Origin of the sequence: Moorena sp. SIO3A2 (assembly GCF_010672265.1) — a bacterium.
GTDB lineage: Bacteria > Cyanobacteriota > Cyanobacteriia > Cyanobacteriales > Coleofasciculaceae > Moorena > Moorena producens.
Genome location: NZ_JAAHHC010000026.1, coordinates 1 through 21,514 on the forward strand (window position 1 = coordinate 1; position 21,514 = coordinate 21,514).

The 21,514-nt window shown below is 45.1% G+C and carries 16 protein-coding genes; 6 read left to right on the forward strand and 10 right to left on the reverse strand.

Annotated elements, in window-relative coordinates; genetic code table 11:
- Window positions 1-462: 462 nt before the first annotated feature.
- Window positions 463-1,188 carry a glycoside hydrolase family 24 protein gene (locus F6K64_RS24545; protein ID WP_081431898.1) on the reverse strand — a complete coding sequence of 242 codons (726 nt, stop codon included), beginning with the start codon at window positions 1,186-1,188 and terminating at the stop codon, window positions 463-465.
- Window positions 1,189-1,288: 100 nt separating this feature from the next.
- Window positions 1,289-1,948 (reverse strand): NAD(P)H-binding protein, encoded by a 660-nt coding sequence (locus F6K64_RS24550; RefSeq protein ID WP_008180003.1) that lies wholly within the window; start codon window positions 1,946-1,948, stop codon window positions 1,289-1,291.
- A 512-nt stretch (window positions 1,949-2,460) separates the two neighbouring features.
- Between F6K64_RS24550 and F6K64_RS24555 the strand changes: the two genes are divergently transcribed.
- The gene (locus F6K64_RS24555; RefSeq protein WP_008180000.1) at window positions 2,461-3,183 is read left to right on the forward strand and encodes a DUF1997 domain-containing protein; all 723 of its coding nucleotides are present in this window, start codon (window positions 2,461-2,463) and stop codon (window positions 3,181-3,183) included.
- 172 nt (window positions 3,184-3,355) lie between these two features.
- Here the strand turns inward: F6K64_RS24555 and F6K64_RS24560 are convergent, their stop codons facing one another.
- Both F6K64_RS24560 and F6K64_RS24565 read right to left on the reverse strand, forming a co-directional pair.
- Window positions 3,356-3,820, reverse strand: coding sequence for a DUF4079 domain-containing protein (locus tag F6K64_RS24560; protein WP_008179999.1), 465 nt, complete (start codon window positions 3,818-3,820; stop codon window positions 3,356-3,358).
- A gap of 216 nt (window positions 3,821-4,036) precedes the next feature.
- Window positions 4,037-4,537 (reverse strand): peptidoglycan-binding domain-containing protein, encoded by a 501-nt coding sequence (locus tag F6K64_RS24565; protein ID WP_287263133.1) that lies wholly within the window; start codon window positions 4,535-4,537, stop codon window positions 4,037-4,039.
- Between the two features lie 527 nt (window positions 4,538-5,064).
- Between F6K64_RS24565 and F6K64_RS24570 the strand changes: the two genes are divergently transcribed.
- Together F6K64_RS24570 and F6K64_RS24575 are read left to right on the forward strand one after the other, a co-directional pair.
- A complete protein-coding gene (locus F6K64_RS24570) occupies window positions 5,065-6,117 on the forward strand; it encodes a mevalonate kinase family protein (RefSeq protein WP_008182695.1) in 1,053 nt (350 codons plus the stop codon).
- On the forward strand, window positions 6,104-6,994 hold the full coding sequence (locus F6K64_RS24575; RefSeq protein ID WP_008182692.1) for a UTP--glucose-1-phosphate uridylyltransferase: 891 nt from the start codon (window positions 6,104-6,106) through the stop codon (window positions 6,992-6,994). Before F6K64_RS24570 ends, F6K64_RS24575 begins: the two co-directional genes overlap by 14 nt.
- 28 nt (window positions 6,995-7,022) lie before the next feature.
- Here F6K64_RS24575 and msrB read toward each other — a convergent pair whose 3' ends face one another.
- The gene (gene msrB / locus F6K64_RS24580) at window positions 7,023-7,421 is read right to left on the reverse strand and encodes a peptide-methionine (R)-S-oxide reductase MsrB (RefSeq protein ID WP_008182689.1); all 399 of its coding nucleotides are present in this window, start codon (window positions 7,419-7,421) and stop codon (window positions 7,023-7,025) included.
- 700 nt (window positions 7,422-8,121) lie between these two features.
- Window positions 8,122-8,853, reverse strand: a complete 732-nt coding sequence (gene radC / locus F6K64_RS24585; RefSeq protein ID WP_008182685.1) for a RadC family protein — start codon at window positions 8,851-8,853, stop codon at window positions 8,122-8,124.
- A 631-nt stretch (window positions 8,854-9,484) separates the two neighbouring features.
- Here radC and F6K64_RS24590 point away from each other — a divergent pair.
- Complete coding sequence (locus F6K64_RS24590) at window positions 9,485-12,646, forward strand: hypothetical protein (protein ID WP_287263131.1); 3,162 nt, start codon at window positions 9,485-9,487, stop codon at window positions 12,644-12,646.
- Window position 12,647: 1 nt separating this feature from the next.
- Here the strand turns inward: F6K64_RS24590 and F6K64_RS24595 are convergent, their stop codons facing one another.
- The 4 genes from F6K64_RS24595 to F6K64_RS24610 form a co-directional block, all read right to left on the reverse strand.
- Window positions 12,648-13,052: a hypothetical protein gene (locus F6K64_RS24595; RefSeq protein ID WP_008184015.1), complete on the reverse strand. Its 405-nt coding sequence runs from the start codon at window positions 13,050-13,052 to the stop codon at window positions 12,648-12,650.
- 26 nt (window positions 13,053-13,078) lie between these two features.
- A complete protein-coding gene (gene secF / locus F6K64_RS24600; RefSeq protein WP_008184013.1) occupies window positions 13,079-14,080 on the reverse strand; it encodes a protein translocase subunit SecF in 1,002 nt (333 codons plus the stop codon).
- 369 nt (window positions 14,081-14,449) lie between these two features.
- Window positions 14,450-15,844 (reverse strand): protein translocase subunit SecD, encoded by a 1,395-nt coding sequence (secD, locus tag F6K64_RS24605; RefSeq protein WP_008184012.1) that lies wholly within the window; start codon window positions 15,842-15,844, stop codon window positions 14,450-14,452.
- 231 nt (window positions 15,845-16,075) lie between these two features.
- Complete coding sequence (locus F6K64_RS24610; protein ID WP_008184010.1) at window positions 16,076-17,059, reverse strand: alpha-ketoacid dehydrogenase subunit beta; 984 nt, start codon at window positions 17,057-17,059, stop codon at window positions 16,076-16,078.
- A 468-nt stretch (window positions 17,060-17,527) separates the two neighbouring features.
- Between F6K64_RS24610 and dnaK the strand changes: the two genes are divergently transcribed.
- Complete coding sequence (gene dnaK, locus F6K64_RS24615) at window positions 17,528-19,543, forward strand: molecular chaperone DnaK (protein ID WP_044493122.1); 2,016 nt, start codon at window positions 17,528-17,530, stop codon at window positions 19,541-19,543.
- Window positions 19,544-19,753: 210 nt separating this feature from the next.
- Window positions 19,754-20,800 carry a DnaJ C-terminal domain-containing protein gene (locus F6K64_RS24620; protein ID WP_008184006.1) on the forward strand — a complete coding sequence of 349 codons (1,047 nt, stop codon included), beginning with the start codon at window positions 19,754-19,756 and terminating at the stop codon, window positions 20,798-20,800.
- The last annotated feature ends 714 nt before the right edge of the window (window positions 20,801-21,514 follow it).

Genomic DNA, 21,514 nt, shown 5'->3' on the forward strand with positions numbered 1-21,514 from the left:
ATGGGGGAAACCCCCAAGACCGTAATGGTGCGCTTTCCGTTGGCGAATTAAATTCGCCACGGGTCGCACCTCTGCATCGCTTACAAAGGGTGTGAGACTAATGTCGATGTCCTAACTGCCCTGGCGACTGCTATACTTGAGGTGATGCGCGAATAAGCGATGCAGCAAGGGAACAGGGGATTTCCCCCACTCGCGCTTGGGATCTTGACAACAGGTAACCATTTGTTTAATCTGAGTTACGGAAAGCACCTCAAGCAGCTTGAGCCTTGGCCGTTGGCCACGCTACTTGAGGTGCTCACGGCTGACGGCTGATAGCTGAATGCTTACGAATAGGGAATAGCGATGCATCGCTACCTCCTACTCCCTAAAATCCAGGACGAAAGTACCTCACCAAATTAATAAATGCTATAAAATGCTATAAAATTGCATTTGTCCTGCAAGCCTGCAAGTATGCATCAATGATTAGCGGTTTAGTTCTTCCTCAATCATCCGTTCATAAACCTTTGGCAAGTGCTTACTCATGCTATTCGTTTCTATGCCATAACCTAGACTTGTCCAAGTACCGGACAACCGCCGCAAAACTTTATCTAAATTTCCTTGCCGCAATTCTTTGGGAATATCCATCCCCCAGGCTCTACTATCCTTGAGCCAATCGTGAACCACAGCATCCTGGAAGTGTGCCTCAAAGCTATACTGCTTCCAAAACAAAAAGCCTGAGGGTCTGGGGTGATAGCTTTGTGCCTTTGCTTTCCAGGTGATATCAAGGAACTGATACCGTCCCGCCGCTGTGCTACATTTTCCAACATTAGGACCAGCGACTATGGGAACACATATTTCAGGATGACGCCTTAAATCAGAAACGTGTTGACCCCCATAGATAATCGTGTAGGGTTGGGGGTCATTAGCTTCACTAGCGGTGATAGTACGCATTAGGGCGCGAATGTAAGGATCTCCCCCCCTCATCACTAAGGGAGGGGTGCCGTGAATACTGGTAGGATAATCAGATAGCGTACGCTCAACCGGGTAGTAAGCCCATCTATTAAAAACATGTCTGAGATAAATCCCCAATAATAAGCTCACTATCGCTAAGGCTGAAATATTGTAAAATAAGCCTTTGAGTGTAAATTTATAGGAAGTATTTGGAAATCCTCTTAACTTTCCGTACTTCTGCCGGGGTGATGAAGACACTCAGTTGACTAATCCTTACTAGTGTTAATAGTGTGAACTTAATAGTGTTCACAAAATGCGATTGACGGAACGTCACGCTACGCGAACGCTCAACACTCCCTCAACCTACGTCAGCAAATAGCTGTTCCCAGCTGTGATCGGGAGCTTCTGCTGAGCTAACCACTTCTACTATTTTATTCCGAGCTTCCGGTTCCGACAGCGCCTCAACACAAACTTCTGCTACTTTGGTGCGAGGTATGCTACCTTCAAATAGAGTATCTGCGCCAGACATGACCATCGGCTCTGAGTTGTCTTCGTTTCTGAGACCACCTGGTCGCACAATAGTGTAAGTCAAGCCACTTTTTTGGATATATTCCTCTGCTTGCTTCTTCCAGACCAGAATCAGCCAGAATAGGTTGAGGGGATGGAAAAACTGGGGCACACAGAGGGAGGAAACCAATACAAAGTGTTCTACCCCTTTTTCCTTAGCACCATCTACTAAATTTTTAGTCCCTTCGTAATCCACCTTGTAGGGTGCGGTTGGGTCAAAGCTAGGGCGAGCCTCACTGGCGCACAGCACTACAGTACTATCTGCGATCGCGGCACGGATACTCTCGGGTTTGAGCACATCCCCCACCACTAATTCTGCTGCTGGTGGTAATGTTTCTTGAGCGTACTCTAGATTTCGCACTAAAGCCCGTACAGGAATATCACGCAAAACGAGTTCCTGTACAATCCGCTTTCCTGTTTCTCCTGTTGCTCCAGCTACACATGCTTTCATAGCAATTTCCGTACAATTCACCTAGTAGCTTAGCTAGTTTACCAGTTATTCTGAGTGAAAATTAAACTAGGCCATTCAATCGAGAATTATTGGATTTTGTCTTGATGCAATAGCGAGTGGGGGAAACCACGGCAGTCGCTCATGGGGGAGACCCCCAAGACCGCGCTGCCTCCCCAAGACCGCGCTGCATCGCTTCCGTAAACCCCAACCTCTCGGTTGTATAAGTTTCATGGTCATGTGTTCTTCGCTTTCTCGGTCGATCTAATTAAAACCTGCTATAGTCAGTGATCTAATAACTGATCTAATAACTGATCTCGCATCACCAGAAACCCAGCTAGATCAGTCCCCCAAACTTTACACTTGTTTACATAGCTCAACTTGTTTGTGTCCGACTCCTGATTAACTCAGCCAGAGGAGTAGGATAAGCAAGAGCGACCCATGGACATTTCTCAACTAGGCTCTCAACTAGTTTCTGAACTAGTCACAAGGCAATCAAATGAAGAGGATGATGTATGCGATCGCATTTTATTAACCATCAGTCAATTGAGGCAAAACAGGTGGATTTGAATACTCCTGCTATAAAGGCCGACACTGACCCTATTGTTCCATCAGCGTCTTACTCAGGTAGTGAGCCGACTCGGTTTCAGTGTCATTTTCAAGACTGTATGGAGATGTATGCTTCAGCTGAGCAAGTAAGTGCCTATCTAAATACTCACCAGGATTGGTTTTGTCGCTGCGCTCATCCGATGAAAGTAGAACTGCTCACAGACAATGGCTATATTTTGACCATTGGTAGCTTTGGCGCATTTGGCTATAAGGTTGAACCAAAAATCGGTTTGGAATTGCTACCTCAAGACGAAAATTCCTATCAGATTCGGACAATCCCCATCCCGAATCACGTCAGTCCAGGCTATGAGCTTGATTTCCAGGCATCTCAGACCTTAGTAGAAGTACCAGCAAGGGAATATTTTCAAGAGCATCAGCTGGAATCGCAGTCCATACCATCAGCGATAACCCGCGTGGAGTGGCATCTTGACCTCAGTGTTGACATGTGGTTTCCCAAGGCAATTCGGAAACTACCTCAGTCCTTGATTCAACGCACAGGCAACGGAATTTTGCAGCAAGTTGTCCGTCAAGTTTCCCGGCGTTTAACCCACAAGGTGCAGGAAGACTTTCATAACAGTAATGGTCTACCTATACCGAAGCAATCACAGCAGCGGCAAAATCTACGGTAATATTTACTCTAAGGGTTGATAGATCAGCTATCAGCTATCAGCCCAATGCTTAGAGCTTAGCTTGGACACCTAAACTAAAAGCAACGAAAAGCTAAGTTTAAGTTTGCATATTTAAACTCTACAACCATCCTAGGGCGGGTACAATACCACGCCCCTAGGTAAATCAAATCATCTACGGATTGCTAAGAATCTTCTGAACAATTTGCATACCGGTGATGGCTTGCCAGCTGAATAGTCCCAAGAGTGCAACATTCAGGACGATGTGACTATAGCGAGCCCAAGCTTGACCTTTCTGCATTAATGGTGTTAGAGAGGCAGAGGTAGCAATAATTCCGGTCATGCCTAAACCAGCCAGCAAATGGGGTCCAAAAAACAACTTGCCATTGTTAATGTAGGTTACTGCCATACCTCCGATTGTACCCAGTACCATCATTGCTAGCAACGCTGAACCCACAAGATGGTGCTTAACATTATATTGACCCTTAACTAGCGCTTTCTTTTCGTCACCTTCCGCCGTTCTAGTCTTTTGGATTTTCAAACCCAGATAAAGAGCATAGAAGGCTGCCGCTAGCAGCACCCACATCAGTAAGGGGTGGAAGAATTGAGACCAAAATTTAACAGACTCTGGCAGGTTCATAATGTTATGTCAATTTTCAGGAGCTTCATGAAAATTAACATAACATAGTTGCCGTTATTAATTCTAATGTGCTATGTACTAAGTTGAACAAGATGGTAGTATAGCTGCTCACTCCCTCACCAGTTCAAAGGATAATATCTTTGATTGATTGCAACTTGGTATCAATCCTTGAGGACAGGACTAACGCACTAAGAGAAATCGCCTAATAGACATCGCCTAATAGACATAGCGAGGCATATCGCTCAAGGCGTTCCAGGTGTGTTCACTAACTACACCATTGCCTAGCAAACCCCTGTCGAGTTGGAAGCGTTGCACTGCTTCGAGTGTCAGGGAAGCGAAGATGCCATCAATCTTACCGGTATAGTAGTCACTAATCCAAAGTACTTCTTGGACTGTTTTGACAGCCTCACCAAAACTACCAGGACGTATAATCGGCATATTGACCGGAGCACCACCCAGAAGAGCTTGCCAGGTCTTTTGGTCTACAATACCAGTTGCTCTGAGAAATACCTTTTGCTGGTAGCCTTGCACAGCATATTCAATCTCTGTGTCAAAGATACCATCTAATGGACCAAAGTAATATCCCCGGTGAGCCAAGATACTTTGTAATTCTACCACATAAAGACCAATGAACCCTAGATAAAGGGTGTGCTTTCTGAGCCAAGCAGTGACACAAGCACTGGTCTGGGAGGTTTCCAAATTAATCAAAGCTGTCATGCTAGATTTCCCTGATGAAATTTTTCCTGGCATTCTTCATAATCAAATATCTGAGGTTGATCTGGGGTGATTTAAGTTTTAATAAGTTGTTAACCTTCTGCCAGTAAAGCGTGATTTGAATCACGTTAACTATGTTGACTGTTGACTGTTGACTGTTGACTATTGACTGTTGACTGTTGATCTTAGGGATGCACAGCCAAGGCTTGCATGCAGTAGTTAACATAAAACGTTCCATGTAGTTACCCCACGTTACGTTTATTTCTATCGACCCTAGAGGTTTCAAAATTTCTAGTTAATACCAAGTAGCATTGAGCGTTAGCACCCTCTATCGAGAGTTTCCCAGTCTGGTGGTGTCTTGCCGTCTTTGAATGCAATCCCTCTGATGGCAATGTCATACTATAGTGCTTTATATAGTGCATATAGTGATTTGCAGCTCAGTAAAATACACTTTAGCCTCTCGGGAGCTCCCACTGCAATCACCGGCTGTATTCTATTCCAATCAAGACTGCTATAGATTTAACTGAGTAATGAAACTGTTTGTGCCAGGTCGCCTTTGTCTATTTGGGGAACATAGTGATTGGGCAGGAGGCTATCGCTGCCTAAATCCCGAGCTCGAAAGAGGCTACACCCTAATCACCGGAACCAATCAGGGACTTTATGCTCTGGTCTTATCTCATCCGACCGAGCTGATTATGCGTACTTCCCTGAGGGAGGGTACACCGACCGTTTCTATTAGTTTACCAATGGAAAGGAGTGCTCTGCTCGCTGTTGCTAAAAAAGGCGGTTTTTTTAGTTATGCTGCTGGGGTTGCCTACCAGTGTCTATCTCGCTATCCTGTCGGTGGAATTGAAATCGATAATTACCGCACTGACTTACCAATCAAGAAAGGGCTATCCTCAAGTGCAGCAATTTCCGTCCTAGTTGCCCGCAGCTTCAATCGCCTGTATGACTTAAACATGACCCTCCAAGAGGAAATGGAGTTAGCCTATCTAGGGGAAACCACCACCCCTTCCCAATGTGGTCGGATGGATTTCGCCTGTGCTTATGGCAATCGACCGATCATGATGATGTTTGATGGTGATCACACCGAGATTAGTGAACTCAAGGTACCTCGGAATCTGTTTTTTGTAATTGTAGACCTCGGGGCAAGCAAAAATACTCAGGAAATCCTGAGTAAACTGAATCAGTGCTATCCATTCGCCACTAACGAAATACAACAGAATGTTCAGCACTATCTTGGTCCAATCAGTTCTAAAATTACTCAGGAGGCAGTTGAGGCTCTGGAAAGGGGTGATGCTGAACGGATTGGTAGCTTGATGAACCAGGCACAAGCTGAATTCGACCGCTATCTTATCCCTGCTTGCCCTGAGCAATTAACTGCTGGAGTGCTGCACCAAATCCTGAATTATGAACCAATTCAACCTTATATCCTAGGGGGAAAGGGAGTTGGCTCTCAAGGGGATGGCACCGCACAATTTATTGTTAAAGACAAGGAAAGTCAACAAAAGTTAATTAAAATTATTGAGCGTGATTTTCCTCAAATGGAATCTTTGACGTTAACGATTTATGCAGACCAATAACGTTCGCAAAGCTTTAATTCCCGCAGCGGGTTTTGGTACCCGTTTGTTTCCAGCCACCAAAGTGGTAAAAAAAGAGTTATTTCCGATTATTGACCGGGATGGTAGGGCGAAACCAGTGATCATGGCGATTGTAGAAGAAGCGGTCAGTGCTGGGATAGAAGAAGTGGGGATTGTGGTTCAAAAAAGCGATCGCAAACATTTTGAAGAATTTTTTAAGTCCCCCCCCAAACCCGAACTCTTCGAGAAACTCTCTCCAGAAAACCAAGCATACAGCCAATATTTACAGGATTTAGGCCATAGAATTACCTTTCTGATTCAAGAGGAGCAAGAAGGCTATGGTCATGCTGTATTCTGTGCCAAAGAATGGGTAAATAATCAGCCTTTTCTATTGTTGCTGGGGGATCATGTTTACACTTCTGACCATGAAACTTCCTGTGCTAGTCAAGTTCTAAACGTTTATAACCAGGTTGATCAGAGCGTTGTTGCCTTGACCGTAATGCCAGGAGAGATTATTCACAAAGCTGGTTGCGTGACTGGGATTTGGCAAGAGTCAGAATCACGGTTGCGTGTGACAGAGCTTTATGAAAAGCCTACTCTTGAGTATGCGCGAGCCCATCTCCATATGGAAGGAATGGCAAAGGATCAGTTCTTAGCGGTATTTGGTATGTATGTACTTAAGCCGAAAATTTTTGACTATCTTGAAGAGCACATCAACCAAAATATCCGTGAAAAAGGTGAATTTCAGCTCACATCATGTCTTGATAAATTGCGACAAGAAGAGGGCATAACCGGTTATCTAGTTAAAGGCAAGTATTTTGATACCGGAATGCCCCAGTTTTATCGACAGACCATAATTGATTTTCCGAATCAAACTTAGGTGACTTGATCTGATTAATCCTGTTTTTTTAATCCTGTTTCTCGAAACTAAGGGAAGCAGAATTCATACAGTAGCGTAAGCCTGTTGGTGGTGGTCCATCGCTAAACACGTGACCTAGGTGAGCGTCACAGACAGCACACAACACTTCTGTCCTGCGCATAAATAGGCTGTTATCCGGTTCCTCCTTTACATTCTCTTCTTTGATAGGTGCGAAAAAACTAGGCCAACCTGTCCCAGAATCATATTTGGTATCAGAGTTAAATAGCTCTGTTCCGCAACAGATACATTTGTAGATACCCTTGTCCTTATTGTTCCAGTATTCTCCAGTGAAGGCTCTTTCCGTTCCCTTCTGTCTGGTGACTTTAAACTGTTCCGGTGTTAGCTGCTCTTTCCACTGTGCTTCAGTCTTTTGTACTTTACTAACCATGGCTGAATCCTTGTAATAGTGTTTTGATGATACGTGGGAGGTGAGAGATCACCAATAGGGTAATCTGGTCTTTTTTAAAAAAAAGACACGTTTTGATACTTAACTTAACATTTTCTGGCACACAGGAGATGGGAAGTTTGGGAAGTTTGGGAAGTTTGGGGCGTGTGGGGAGATGGGCAGGGTTTGATCAAGGGTAATTATTCAAAGGTAGGCGTTGCTGAATTAAGGAATGAATGGGCGATCATCTGGTTTTATTAAAGCCCCCTAAATCCCCCAATTTTGGGGGACTTTGGGAGTTTTGTTCCCCCCAGCGAGGGATTGCTCGCTGGGGGGCTAGGCCGTGTTTTCAAAGTTTTCCGCAAGATTTAGATCCCCCCCAACCCCCCGCGCGGAAGGGGGGAGCCATTCTCAAAGTCCCCCTTTTTTAAGGGGGATTTAGGGGGATCTCCGAGTTTGAAAACACGCCCTAGGGGGGCGAAACCATACCCAGAATCAGCAACGCCCAAAGGTAAGTATTCGCCCATGAGATGAGTGGTCAGGCAACCCTTCCGTGTCTGCCACAGCTAATATCATGTCAGGATAATTACCCTTAATAAAAATCTCCCCCATCTCCCCATCTCCCCACACCTCCCACCCTCCCCACCCTCCCCGCGCCCGGGCCCCAAAATTGATGGATATTCAACCGGACTTGATATAAACCTCACTCTTCCTGGGGATACTCATCCCACAGTTTCGTTACTTGCCGTATGCTCTGGTAATTACCATTGCCAACAATCAAGTGATCCAATACCGGAATACATAAGAGTTGACCTACCTGTAATAACCGTTCCGTTAGAGTAATATCTTGAAAACTTGGGTCAACACTCCCAGTGGGATGATTGTGAGCCACAATTACCTGTGTTGCTCCTTGGCGCAGCACTTCTCGGAAAATATCCCGGGGATTAGCAATGGTTTCTGTTGCTGTACCAACAGTAATAATCTGAGTACCCAACAAATGATTCTTAACATCAAGTAGCAACACAGCAAATCGTTCATGATTTTGCCACATTAAGTCATGACTCAAAGACGCTGCTGCTGAGGCTGGACTATCAATAATTACACCTTCTGTAGGTCGAGACAGAAATGCCCGTTTGCCCAGCTCCACTGCGGCTAAAATCGTTGTGGCTTTCGCTAGTCCAACACCATGAATTTGGGTCAATTCTTGAGCTTTAATATTCCGCAACACAGCCATTGGGTCTCGCTGGTCTTTGGCAAGTTCCTGTAAAATCAACTGTCCTAAACCCATGGCAGAAAGCTTTCCTTTGCCTTGACCTGTACCTAAAAGAATTGCTAGCAGTTCCGCTGTCGCCAGATTTTTAGCTCCTAGAGCAACTAATCGCTCACGAGGACGTTCACTGATGGGAAGATCAGCAATTCTCAGGCAATATGTCATAGATGTACACTGATCAAGACTGAAGGGATTTATTTTTAGTTATCCCGTTTTGAGCTAAGAAAGCTAGATTCGATTGGGAATATGCTGATTATCCCAATAATCAAGATGGGGAGATGGGACGATGGGGAAATGGGGAAATGGGGAAATGGGGAAATGGGGAGATGGGGAGATGGGGAGATGGGGAGATGGGGAGATGGAGAAATTAGGTGTAAACAAACACAGATGACTAGCACAATTTCATAATACTGTCGTGCCAAATTGACGATTTTGCCAAATCTTTACATAACGGATTTTCTTTAGTGCATAAATATTTGAACAAAACCAAGAAGGTTTAGTGCTGGATTGTCTAGGAAGGTTATCCCTTGATTAGCGGACTTTTCGGCAACACCAATTACCTACCAAAAACGAAAATCCGAGAAATTCTAATCATATTGACTGACTTAATACCTCAAAGCGCGTAGTGGCTATGTTACAGTAATTAATAATTTACAATCAACATATAAAGATTTTCCCTAGACTGCCTCAGAATTAAGTAAAATTTTGATGAATTTATCACAATCCTAGTCCCAATCACTAGGATTAGCTGAGATGATGTCAAATCGAAAGCATATAGACATCTACCAAATTAACTATGTCAAATCAACTATTCAATATTTCAAACCTTAACGGCAGAATTGGGTTCTCTATTAATGGTGTTACGTTAGGTGACCGCTCCGGTTTCTCAGTCAGCAGCGCTGGAGATATCAACGGTGATGGCAATCATGATCTGATCATCGGAGCCCCAGGTGCTGATCCCAATGGCCTTTTTTCAGGTACAAGCTATGTAGTCTTCGGTGGTCCAGATGTAGGTACTACCGGTACCATTGAACTAGCTGACCTAGACGGTACTAACGGTTTTGTTATTGCCGGTCTTAATTCAACTGGATTCTTAGGCTTTTCGGTTAGCAGTGGTGGAGATATCAATGGTGATGGTACGAATGACCTACTGGTAAGTGCTCCTGGTGCTGGTGCCAACAACAATGGCGTTAGCTATGTAGTATTTGGCGGTTCCACTGTGGGCTCTACTGGTAGCGTAGATCTCTCATCTGGCTTTGCTATCAATGGCATTGATCCTGCAGAATTTTCTGGTCATTCCATCAGCAATTTAGGGGATGTTAACGGCGATGGGAAAAATGACCTATTGATTGGTGCTCCTCATGCCTTGTTGCCTATTTCTTCTCCCGGTCTTAATCCTGGCAATGCTTATGTGGTATTTGGGGGCACAGGTACTGGCGGTAGCCTAGACCTCTCCACTCTGGACGGCACTAATGGCTTCCTCCTCACCAGTAGTGTTGCCGGAAACTTAGCAGGTTTTTCAGTCAGTAGTGCTGGGGATATCAATGGTGATGGCATCAAGGACTTCGCTATCGGTGTTCCTGGTAGTGATTCTCCTCTGACTGACAACAGTTCTGCTGGCAAGACTTATGTAGTGTTCGGTGGTTCAGGTGTCGGTGCCACTGGAACCCTAGACCTCTCATCGATACCCTCCTCCGACCCCAAAACTGGCTTCGTCATTAATGGTATTGATGAAGGTTCTAGCCTTGATCTCGGTGACAGGGCAGGCTGGTCCGTGAGTGATGCTGGCGATGTCAACGGTGATGGTGTTAGTGATTTAATCATTGGGGCTCCCTTTGTTGACTCCGATACCCAGACTGATGTTGGCGAGGCTTACGTAGTGTTTGGCGGCACCGATGTTGCTGGTACAGGGAACTTAGACCTTGCAAGCCTCGACGGTACCAATGGCTTTGCCATCACAGGGATTGAAGCGAATGGTCTCCTGGGCTCGTCAGTTAGTTATGCTGGGGATCTCAACAAAGATGGGTTTGCTGATGTTGCGATTGGAGCTAAAGGTGCAGGCAAAGTTTATGTGCTATTCGGCAGTGAAGAGTTGGGAACTACTGGCAGTGTAGACCTTTCTACCCTAAACGGCGAAGATGGCTTAGTTATCGAAGGTACTGACTCCCTAGGCTTCTCAGTAAGTGGAGCAAAAGACGTTAATAGTGATAGCATTGATGACCTAGTTATTGGCGCACCTGGTCTTGAGCTTAGTACAGCCAATGGCGACACCCCAGGGAATAGCTATGTCCTATTCGGTAATGTTGCTCCAGTGATAGACCTCAATGGTGTATCGCCAGTTATCGATCCCGATCCAGATACCACTACTGATACTGATCCAGATACCACACCTGATCCCGATCCAGATACCACTACTGATACTGATCCAGATACCACTACTGATACTGATCCAGATACCACTACTGATACTGATCCAGATACCACACCTGATCCCGATCCAGATACCACACCTGATCCCGATCCAGATACCACTACTGATACTGATCCAGATACCACTACTGATACTGATCCAGATACCACACCTGATCCCGATCCAGATACCACACCTGATCCCGATCCAGATACCACTACTGATACTGATCCAGATACCACTACTGATACTGATCCAGATACCACTACTGATACTGATTCAGATACCACTACTGATACTGATTCAGATACCACTACTGATACTGATCCAGATACCACTACTGATACTGATCCAGATACCACTACTGATACTGATTCAGATACCACTACTGATACTGATCCAGATACCACTACTGATACTGATCCAGATACCACTACTGATACTGATCCAGATACCACACCTGATCCCGATCCAGATACCACACCTGATCCCGATCCAGATACCACTACTGATCCAGCTCCCGAGCCAATTATTGCTGCTGCCCCAGCTATTCCAGCTGCCCCAGATCCAGATACAGACGGCATTGATGCTACTGTCACATTTACCGGTAATCAGCTTGCACTGTTCCCAGATAACAAATTGACTCTGAGTGATGCTAATAACACCACTCTGGTTGGCGCAACAGTAAAAATTGCCAATCTGCTCAATCCCACAGAGGAACTGCTGACTGTTGACAACACTGATACCCTGATTGCGGTTAACTTCGATGCCAACAATGGTATCCTTTCCTTAAGTGGGGTAGATACCATCCAAAATTACCAGCAAGTCCTCAACACCCTAGAGTATGAAAACACATCTGGTGTGACTGATGCCTCTGGTCGCATTATCCAGTTTGTGGTTGATGATGGTTTAGCTTTCAACAACGTAAGTGAGGTAGCTACTCTGATTACCATCCAAGATAATGACTCGACGGTGATTGGTACTTTCCAGAATGATACCTTGCTTGGGGGTAATGGCAACGATACCCTAGAGGGTAACTCAGGTAATGACTTACTCGACGGTGGAGCTGGTAATGATAGCCTGGTTGGAGGAGATAACTCAGACACCTTGCTCGGTGGTGACGGTAATGACGTCCTTGATGGTGGGACTAATGGAGACTTCCTAGATGGTGGAGCTGGTAATGATAACTTGTCTGGGGGAGAAAACTCAGACACCTTGATCGGTGCTGAGGGTAATGACTCCCTGTTTGGTGGCAACGGTGATGATATCTTAGAAGGCGGATTAGGCAATGATATCTTATCTGGCGCAGGGGGCATTGACACCTATGTCTTGAACCCTGGTGAGGGAACAGATACTGTGTTTAGTTTTGAAGATGGAATCGATATGTTCAAGTTAGGTGGAGATCTGACCTTTGATCAGCTGGCAATTGCTGATATGGGCGCGACTACTATTACTGCCAATGGCGAAGTCTTAGCACAGGTGTTCGGGGTCTCCGCGAGTCAGCTCACAGCGGCAGATTTTATTGTTGAGGAGGATATAGTCGTTTAATTCAAGAGCCGCACACCCACTTCCAGAGTGGGTGTGTGGGGCCTTGCTGACAAATCCGCTGTACTTGTTGCTCCAGACGTTTCTGTTCTAAGGGTGGTAATCCAAATAAAATATTGCGACTTTGCCAAACTAAGACGGCTAAAGTTGTGCCAATACAGATAGCCAGACCTAGGGCAGGCAGATGGTTGTAGATAATACTATACCGGAGTGCTGCCCAGGTAAAATGCGATCGCATCAGGGAAATTTCATACTGCCAAGCCCACAGGCTTAATGGAGCAACAGTTATCCAGAGGATGCCTACGAAAACCCACCTACCATAAACAGTTATTTGATGTAATCGTTTTACCCTGGCCTCAAAGATGGGGTCAAGGGTAATTTTTCTTCTTGGGCTATCTGGCTGCTCCATAATTAGAAGACTATTGAAATTGATAACTAAACTTCATCAGAAAATTCTGCTTCAATCACTGAAGTCCCCTCCTTTTCTGGATTAACTGCAACCTCGACTACAGACTGAGCTTTACCAGTGCGCTCTCTCCACCAAGCTAAGAGGGTACTGGCAATAAAAATACTGGAGTAAGACCCTGCTGTAAAACCAATAATTAGTGCTAAGGCAAAGAATTTTAGGGTTTCTCCCCCGAACAGCAAGATTGCTAACAGGGGTAGCAAGGTAGTTAAGGTGGTATTGATGGAGCGGGTTAAGGTTTGATTAACAGCATCCTCTACAATTTGATTGATATGTTGACCTGGCTTGAGTTTAATTACTTCTCGCACCCGGTCGTAAATCACCACAGTATCATTAACAGAAAAACCAATAATTGTCAATAGGGCAACCACAAATAAGGTATCGACTTCTACCCCTAGCACTAAACCTAGGATAGAGAAAAGACCAATAGCGATTAAGACATCGTGGAACAGGGCAACGAAAGCGAATAGGCCATAGTCAAACTCGAATCGGAAGGTAAGGTAGACAAAGATGCCCACAAAGGCCATAAACAAAGCGATTAAGCCAGAAATAAACAGTTGCCTGCCCAAGGTGGGACCAACGGTGTCAATCTGAGTAGATTTGGGATCGAAAACACCAAGACGCTCGGTTAAAGCAGTTTGCAACTGGGTGCGTTGTTCAACATCTAATGTTTTAGTCCGAATTGTCAGGGCTTGTTTTTCTTCCCCTAGTATTTGGATACTGCTATTGCCAAGACCTTGTGCTGTCATGACGTCTCGCACCAAGGCCAAATCGATGGGTTGGTCACAGTTTCCGGGTTGAGTACAGTCTCTCTCTAGCTGTAGGCGGGTACCACCAACGAAATCCAGACCTAACCGTAAAGGGGCTCCTAGTTGGAGAAAAGAAATCACCATGGCAATGATACCGACCGTAATCAGGGCGGTTGAGATGCTCCACCAAAGCGATCGCGTTTTAATTACATTAAGTTTCATATTGACTTTTCTATTACTAAATCCTTATTTAGCAAAGGGAGTAGGGAACAGGGAGTAGGGAACAGGGAATAGGGAATAGGGAATAGGGAACAGGAATTAGGGAACAAAGTTATCACAATTACTACACGGATTGCTATAAAGTATGAATTATGAATTATGAATTATGAAATGTTTTTTTTGGTGGAACCGGATCCTGGTCAACTAAACACTATATCCACAACTATATTCACAACTTTATCCACAACTAGGATGAAGGATTAAATAGATTTTTTAGTTGAACTCGATCCTGGTCAACTAAACGCTTTATCCATAACTAGGAATTACACTTCCTACTTCCTAGTTCCTACTTCCTAGTTCCTAATTTATAAACTATTGGGTTGGTAAATTCGGGCAGAATAGTTCTGGTTTCTGACGTACCCCTGGAAGTCCTAAAACTGTTACGAGCATCAGGGTTCGACTACAGGTCACGGCGGTAAACATACTGATTCCTACCCCAATGCCTAGGGTTACGGCAAAGCCTTTCACTAGACCTGAACCTAGCCAAAACAGTACTGCACAGGCGATTAATGTGGTCACAGTTGCATCTAAAATACTAGAAAATGCTCGGTAAAACCCTGACTCTACTGAGCGATACAAGGTCTTACCAGCACGTAATTCTTCCCGTGTCCGCTCAAAAATCAGCACATTGGCATCAACTGCCATACCGATACTAAGGATAAAACCAGCAATTCCGGGTAGGGTTAAGGTAACACCTAAGAAGGCAAATGCTGCGATGGTGAGTAAAGCGTAGATACTCAGAGCAATATTAGCAATGATGCCAGGCAGTCGGTAATATAGCACCATAAAGATTAATACTAAAATAAGACCAACTACAGCAGCATAGATACTACGTTGAATACTATCTCGTCCTAAGGTTGCCCCTACGGTGCGATTCTCCACGATTTCCACTGGCAAAGGTAAGGAACCTCCCCGCAGCTGGGCAGCAAATTCATAGGCACTTTCGGCATCAAAGTTACCGGTAATCACTGCTGCACCACCACTGATGCCATTTTCAGCATATCGCGCTGCTACACTCGGAGCACTAATTAGTAAATTGTCGAGGAAAATACCAATGCTGCGTCCTGTACCGGCAATGTTCTTGGTCAGCTCAGCAAACTTTTGAGCTCCCTCACTATCGAATCGGATAGCCACTTCCCAAGCACCACCAGTTTGAAGAGGTTGGGGACGAGCATCTTGGAGGTTTTTGCCAGTCAGACCACTACTTTCAAATAGTTCAAGGATGGCTTGGTTACTACGATTGATAGCAGCTTGATTTTCTGCGATCGCATCTCCATCACCATTGTTGCGCAATACCTCTTGGTTCAATTGTAGTTGTTGTAGCACTTGCTGTTCAACCTGCAGCTGTGCTTCTGTACCAATCTTTTGATTGAGAAAATCCAGCTGTGCTGTTCCCCCTAGTACCCGTTCCGCTTGTTGCGGGTCATTGACGCCAGGTAGCTGTACCAAAAGCTGGTCTTTGCCAACGGTTTGCACTACCGACTCAGAAACCCCTAGGGCATTGACTCGGCCTTCTATAACGGTTTTAACTGCGGCTAATTGCTCAGCCGTAATTTCCGTAATCTCTTCGGTAGTGTTAATCTGAATTGTGAGTTGAGCCCCTCCCTGCAAGTCCAGTCCTAACCGGATTGGAATTTGCACCAGTACTATGATTGCTGTAATTACAAGTACTAGGATTAAGGCTAATAGTGAACGCTGTTTTTGCATGACTACGACCCGCCGCAACAAATGCTATCATAATCTGTTTTGGCGAGCCTAGTAACTGAGAAAATATAAAGTCTAAAGTCTAAAGTCTGAACTCTGAACTCTCAAGGCTGGAGGCTTAAGTATTCCATCGATTGGTTACTTAGCAATCGGCATCTTTTTCACCTCCAGCATCTAATAATCAGTAACGCCCCCTGCATGGCTTTTGCCAAGCTTTATTTGCCAAGCTTTAAGTTAAATCCGCAAAGCCACCATCTTTTTCACACCCTCGACAATCTGATGGGGTTGGACAATGGTTAGATTTTCGAGAGTCCCGTTGTAGGGAGTGGGAATATCTTGGGATGAAAGCCGAAGCACTGGTGCATCGAGTTCATCAAACCAGCGCTCGTTAATCGATGCTGTTAATTCTGCCCCAATACCACCGGTTTTCATGCACTCTTCTACAATAATGACTCGGTGGGTTTTGGCGATTGAAGCACCAATGGTCTTAAAGTCTAGAGGCTTTAGGGAAATCAGGTCAATCACTTCAGGATCATAGCCCTCTTTTTCCAGCTGCTTAGCCGCTTGGATGGCGTGGTGACGCATCCGGGAGTAGGTAAGAATGGTAACATCTTTACCAGGGCGTACAACTTCAGCTTTATCAAGGGGTACCAAGTACTCCTGTTCTGGCAGATTTTCTTTGAGATTGTAGAGCAGGACGTGTTCAAAGAACAATACTGGGTTATCATCTCGAATGGCAGATTTAAGCAACCCTTTTCCATTGTAGGGGGTGGAGCAAGCAACGATTTTGAGACCGGGAACTGCCTGAAAGTAGGCTTCTAGACGCTGGGAGTGTTCAGCCCCTAACTGACGTCCGACACCACCAGGGCCTCTAACCACCATCGGGATTTTAAAATTACCACCAGAGGTATAGCGTAACATCCCGGCATTGTTGGAAATTTGGTTGAATGCCAGGAGTAAAAACCCCATATTCATGCCTTCGACAATTGGTCGTAAACCTGTCATTGCTGCACCAACAGCTAGACCAGTAAAGCTATTTTCGGCAATGGGGGTATCCAGAAGCCGCAAGTCACCGTATTTTTTACACAAATCTTTGGTAACTTTGTAGGAACCACCGTAGTGACCGACATCTTCACCGATTACAAATACTGTCTCATCCCGTGCCATTTCTTCGTCTATGGCTTCACGCAGAGCATTAAAGAATAGTGTTTCTGCCATTAATAATTCAATATAGGGGGCTACTGTGATCCTAGCATTGCCAGAGCCCTCGAATGATGATGTACAGGGAAGTTTCCCACAGGTAAGTCGGGCAGATTGATAGGTGCGCTCTTACCATTAAGAATTAAATTCACGCTTTGGCGCGCCCATGCTGTGGAAGCGCTAATCAATAGTCTTGAATGTACTACTTCACCCGATCCTCGAGTTTGCTAATATATTCTCTATTATGATAGGATGCTTACTTTGAAATTCCGCTAAATTGGGGAAGAAGTCAAGGGATAGAATAGATTCAGCACTTCGGGGCATCCCTTACCATAACTGCAACCGTCAGAGGTCTAGGGTGACTACGCTTCGGAAAACCGAACCACTGGCTATATACAATTTTAATCAAAATATCATCTATATATATAGTAGTTGAAATTCATTGAACGAGTTGACAGCATTCATCTTGAGGAGAATAAAGGACGCATGGGCAAGGTAGTCGGCATTGACCTGGGTACAACAAACTCCGTGGTGGCTGTCATCGAAGGCGGTAAGCCGGTGGTAATTGCTAATGCGGAAGGTATGCGCACAACTCCCTCAATGGTTGGCTTTAGTAAGGATGGGGAAAGGGTTGTAGGACAATTAGCACGCCGCCAAGCTGTGCTTAATCCCCAAAATACCTTCTATGGGGTGAAGCGGTATATTGGACGTAAGTATGCTGAACTGAATCCAGAGTCAAAGCGGGTTGCCTATACCATTCGCCGGGATGAAAGTGGTAATGTGAGAATTAAGTGCCCCCGGTTGAAAAAAGACTTCGCCCCAGAGGAAATTTCTGCAATGATTCTGCGGAAGTTGGCGGATGAGGCCAGCCGCTACCTGGGAGAGGAGGTAACAGGAACAGTAATAACAGTCCCGGCTTACTTTAATGATTCTCAACGGCAAGCCACACGAGATGCTGGACGAATTGCTGGGTTAGAGGTTCTGCGGATTCTTAATGAACCAACAGCAGCGTCTTTGGCTTATGGCTTGGATCTTGAGGCCAGCCAAACTATCCTGGTATTTGATTTGGGCGGGGGTACCTTTGATGTCTCGATCCTAGAGGTGGGGGATGGGGTGTGTGAAGTGCTATCAACCAGTGGTGATACTCAACTGGGGGGCAATGATTTTGATCGAAAAATTGTTGACTGGTTGGCAGAGCAATTTTTGAAATCAGAGGGAATTGATCTGCGACGCGATCGCCAAGCCCTACAACGGCTGACTGAAGCTGCAGAAAAAGCTAAGATCGAGCTGTCTGGGGTGGGTGTAACTGAGATTAATTTGCCCTTTATTACAGCTACAGAAGATGGTCCAAAACACCTAGAAACTAGGCTGAAGCGCTCTCAGTTTGAAGAGCTATGTGTGGATCTAGTTAGTCGTTTGCGCAGACCCCTAAAACGAGCTTTCAAAGATGCTGGCTTAACTCCTATGGACATTGATGAAGTGATCTTGGTAGGAGGGGGAACCCGCACCCCGATGGTACAACAATTGGTGCGCAGCTTAATCGATCGGGAACCAAATCAGAATGTTAATCCTGATGAGGTAGTGGCAGTAGGAGCTGCAATTCAAGGAGGAATTCTTAACAGTGAAGTCAAAGATATCCTATTGCTGGATGTAACTCCGTTGTCCTTGGGTTTGGAAACTATTGGTGGGGTGATGAAAAAGTTAATCCCCCGCAACACGACTATCCCAGTCCGGCGGTCTGATATTTTTTCCACCTCCCAAAATAATCAGACTTTGGTGGAAATTCATGTCCTGCAAGGGGAACGGGATATGGCAACAGATAATAAGTCTTTGGGTCGGTTTAAGTTGACTGGTATTCCCCCAGCACCACGGGGAGTGCCCCAAATTCAGGTGGCTTTCGATATTGATGCTAATGGAATTTTGCAGGTATTGGCACTGGATAAAACTACTGGTCGAGAACAAAGCATTACCATTCAAGGGGCTTCTACCCTGAGTGAAGCGGAAGTCAACAAAATGATTCGTGAGGCAGAAGAATACGCTGAGGTTGACCGGGAACGAAGGGAACGAGTAGAAAAGCGCAATCGGGCAGAAAGTTTGGCTAATGAAGCGGAACGGCAACTGAGGGAGGTAGCCCTAGATTTTGGGAGACAGTTTGCTAGTGGTTATCGGCGTCAGATTGAAGGCTTAATTCAGGAGATGCGTCAATCCGTTGCCCAAAATGATGACCGGGCTATTGATCGCACTCAAGGTGATCTACAAGATGCCCTCTATGAGCTCAAGCGAGAGGTACGGCTGCAATATGAGGAAGAAGAGGATGATGACTTGTTTGGCTCAATTCGTCGCACCTTCACCGGAGATAGTGACACAGACCGATATTCTCAACGGGATTACCGCCGGGACTCCTATGACTCCTATGGGGCTAGTTCATCGAGGTCCAGTCGCGATCGCGATCGCAGAAACCCCCTTGAAAATGATTGGGATGAGGATGATAATTGGTTCTAAATTAGTCAGTAGTTAGTTGTCAGTTGTCAGTAGCCACAACTAATTAGCGGTTAGTCTTTAGGTAAAAGTTTTCTCGCTCTTCCCTTTAAAAAATACTGACAATTAACGATTAATCACGAATAGATCAAAAAACGAATAGATCAAAAAAGCCTTAATACGGGGGTTTACCCGATGAGGGAGTGCATCGAGACACTTCATTATTGACTAATTATGCAAAACTATCGAGATTACTATGAAATGTTGGGTGTACCCACAGAGGCATCCAGCGAGGAAATTAAAAAGGCTTATCGGCGGTTAGCTCGACAGTATCACCCCGACCTGAATCCTGGAGATAAGACAGCAGAAGACAAGTTCAAGGATATTGGTGAGGCATATGAAGTTCTCTCTGACCCGAATAGGCGATCGCAGTACGACCAATTCAGCCGATATTGGCAGAAGAAGAAGTTTGGTAGAAAAGCGGCTAAAGCTGCTACTTTGATTAAAAATGTAGGCTGGAACGGCAATGGTCGTGGTTCATACCAACCAGAGGATTATGGCAATTACCGGGACTTCAACACCTTCATTGATCAACTACTCGGGCGTCGCTCTACTAGAAAGGCAACATCAACCCCACCTCCAGGGACTCGGGTAAGTTCTGAGAGTGCGTTTCGACCAGGGAAAACTAAAACAGCCTACACTGTTAGTTCTCGTCTGAGACCTCAACCCAAATCCCCCCCTCAGCCTCAACCTTATCCCAAACCTCAACCTCAAGATATTGACGCTCGATTAACCCTACCTTTGGAAAAAGCCTATAAAGGGGGTCGAGAGCGAATTCGCCTAGAAGATGGACGGGCTTTAGAAATTGAGCTACCTGCTGGGATGGTAACCGGTGCCCTGGTGCGGCTCCAAGGTCAAGGTATTGATGGTGGATGTTTAAATTTAAAAATTACTGTGTCACCTCATCCTTTCTTTAAATTAGAGGAATTGGATGTGATTTGTGTAGTACCAGTAAGCCCTGCTGAAGCAGTATTAGGTGACTTAATAGAAGTTCCCACCTTGGATGGTATAGTGCAAATTAATGTTCCTAGTGGCGTCAGGTCAGGACAAAAATTGCGCTTGGCAAATAAGGGTTATCCCAATCAGGATGGGTTACGAGGGGATCAGGTAGTAGAAATTCAGATTGTTGTGCCAACCGAAGCCACTCAGGAGGTCAGAGAACTATACGAAAAACTAAGGGAGATTGATAATTTTAATCCTCGCCAAGATTTACTGGTCTAGGAAAAAGGCTTACATCCAAGCATCCACAAACGCGCAAGTCCCAAGTCACAAGTCAGAAGTCAAAAGTAAGCATTGACTAGGTTTCGGAGTTTAGAAATGTCAAACATCTTAATGGGTAGTGCTATATAAGGGAAGCAGCCCTGTAACCTCGGAGAGGATAAGGCAGTTTGTGGCGATAAAAACGAAGTAATTATTGAATGAGTTCTGAGACAAAAGACATTGAATCCAACCAATTTTTACCATGCAAGCCAATATAAAAACTGCTATGTCGTCGGTAAAATATTGAATGATAACTGGGACGATTAACATAGGATGCTAACCATTTTTGCTGAATATATTGTCCATTAAAATTAGCTAAAGTGTAGGACAAACAAATTAATAAAATCAGAGAAATTAATCGCTGTTTGCTGACTCTAGTAGCCTCCAAATTATAGCAGTTCTCAGGACGAGTGAGCGACATTGCTTATCCCTTTAAGGCAAAAGGCATGCATGCATGCTAGCAATAGTAAAGAGGGTTTTAAGCGATGCAGAGGTGCGACCCGTGGCGAATTTAATTACGGGTCAAACGCACCATTACGGTCTTGGGGAGGCAGAGGTGCGACCCGTGGCGAATTTAATTCGACGACTGTAAACGCACCATTACGGTCTTGGGGGTTTCCCCCACTCGCTATTGCCGTGGTTCCCCCCACTCGCTATTGCATCAAGACAGGGAAT

Excerpts from the sequence above, each read along its gene's own strand:
- F6K64_RS24555 (WP_008180000.1), top strand. The coding sequence starts at position 2,461 with ATGCGATCGCATTTTATTAACCATCAGTCAATTGAGGCAAAACAGGTG.
- F6K64_RS24620 (WP_008184006.1), top strand. The coding sequence starts at position 19,754 with ATGCAAAACTATCGAGATTACTATGAAATGTTGGGTGTACCCACAGAG.
- F6K64_RS24565 (WP_287263133.1), bottom strand. The coding sequence starts at position 4,537 with ATGACAGCTTTGATTAATTTGGAAACCTCCCAGACCAGTGCTTGTGTC.
- F6K64_RS24560 (WP_008179999.1), bottom strand. The coding sequence starts at position 3,820 with ATGAACCTGCCAGAGTCTGTTAAATTTTGGTCTCAATTCTTCCACCCC.
- F6K64_RS24570 (WP_008182695.1), top strand. The coding sequence starts at position 5,065 with ATGAAACTGTTTGTGCCAGGTCGCCTTTGTCTATTTGGGGAACATAGT.
- F6K64_RS24595 (WP_008184015.1), bottom strand. The coding sequence starts at position 13,052 with ATGGAGCAGCCAGATAGCCCAAGAAGAAAAATTACCCTTGACCCCATC.
- radC (WP_008182685.1), bottom strand. The coding sequence starts at position 8,853 with ATGACATATTGCCTGAGAATTGCTGATCTTCCCATCAGTGAACGTCCT.
- msrB (WP_008182689.1), bottom strand. The coding sequence starts at position 7,421 with ATGGTTAGTAAAGTACAAAAGACTGAAGCACAGTGGAAAGAGCAGCTA.
- F6K64_RS24610 (WP_008184010.1), bottom strand. The coding sequence starts at position 17,059 with ATGGCAGAAACACTATTCTTTAATGCTCTGCGTGAAGCCATAGACGAA.
- F6K64_RS24550 (WP_008180003.1), bottom strand. The coding sequence starts at position 1,948 with ATGAAAGCATGTGTAGCTGGAGCAACAGGAGAAACAGGAAAGCGGATT.
- secF (WP_008184013.1), bottom strand. The coding sequence starts at position 14,080 with ATGAAACTTAATGTAATTAAAACGCGATCGCTTTGGTGGAGCATCTCA.
- F6K64_RS24590 (WP_287263131.1), top strand. The coding sequence starts at position 9,485 with ATGTCAAATCAACTATTCAATATTTCAAACCTTAACGGCAGAATTGGG.
- F6K64_RS24575 (WP_008182692.1), top strand. The coding sequence starts at position 6,104 with ATGCAGACCAATAACGTTCGCAAAGCTTTAATTCCCGCAGCGGGTTTT.
- secD (WP_008184012.1), bottom strand. The coding sequence starts at position 15,844 with ATGCAAAAACAGCGTTCACTATTAGCCTTAATCCTAGTACTTGTAATT.
- dnaK (WP_044493122.1), top strand. The coding sequence starts at position 17,528 with ATGGGCAAGGTAGTCGGCATTGACCTGGGTACAACAAACTCCGTGGTG.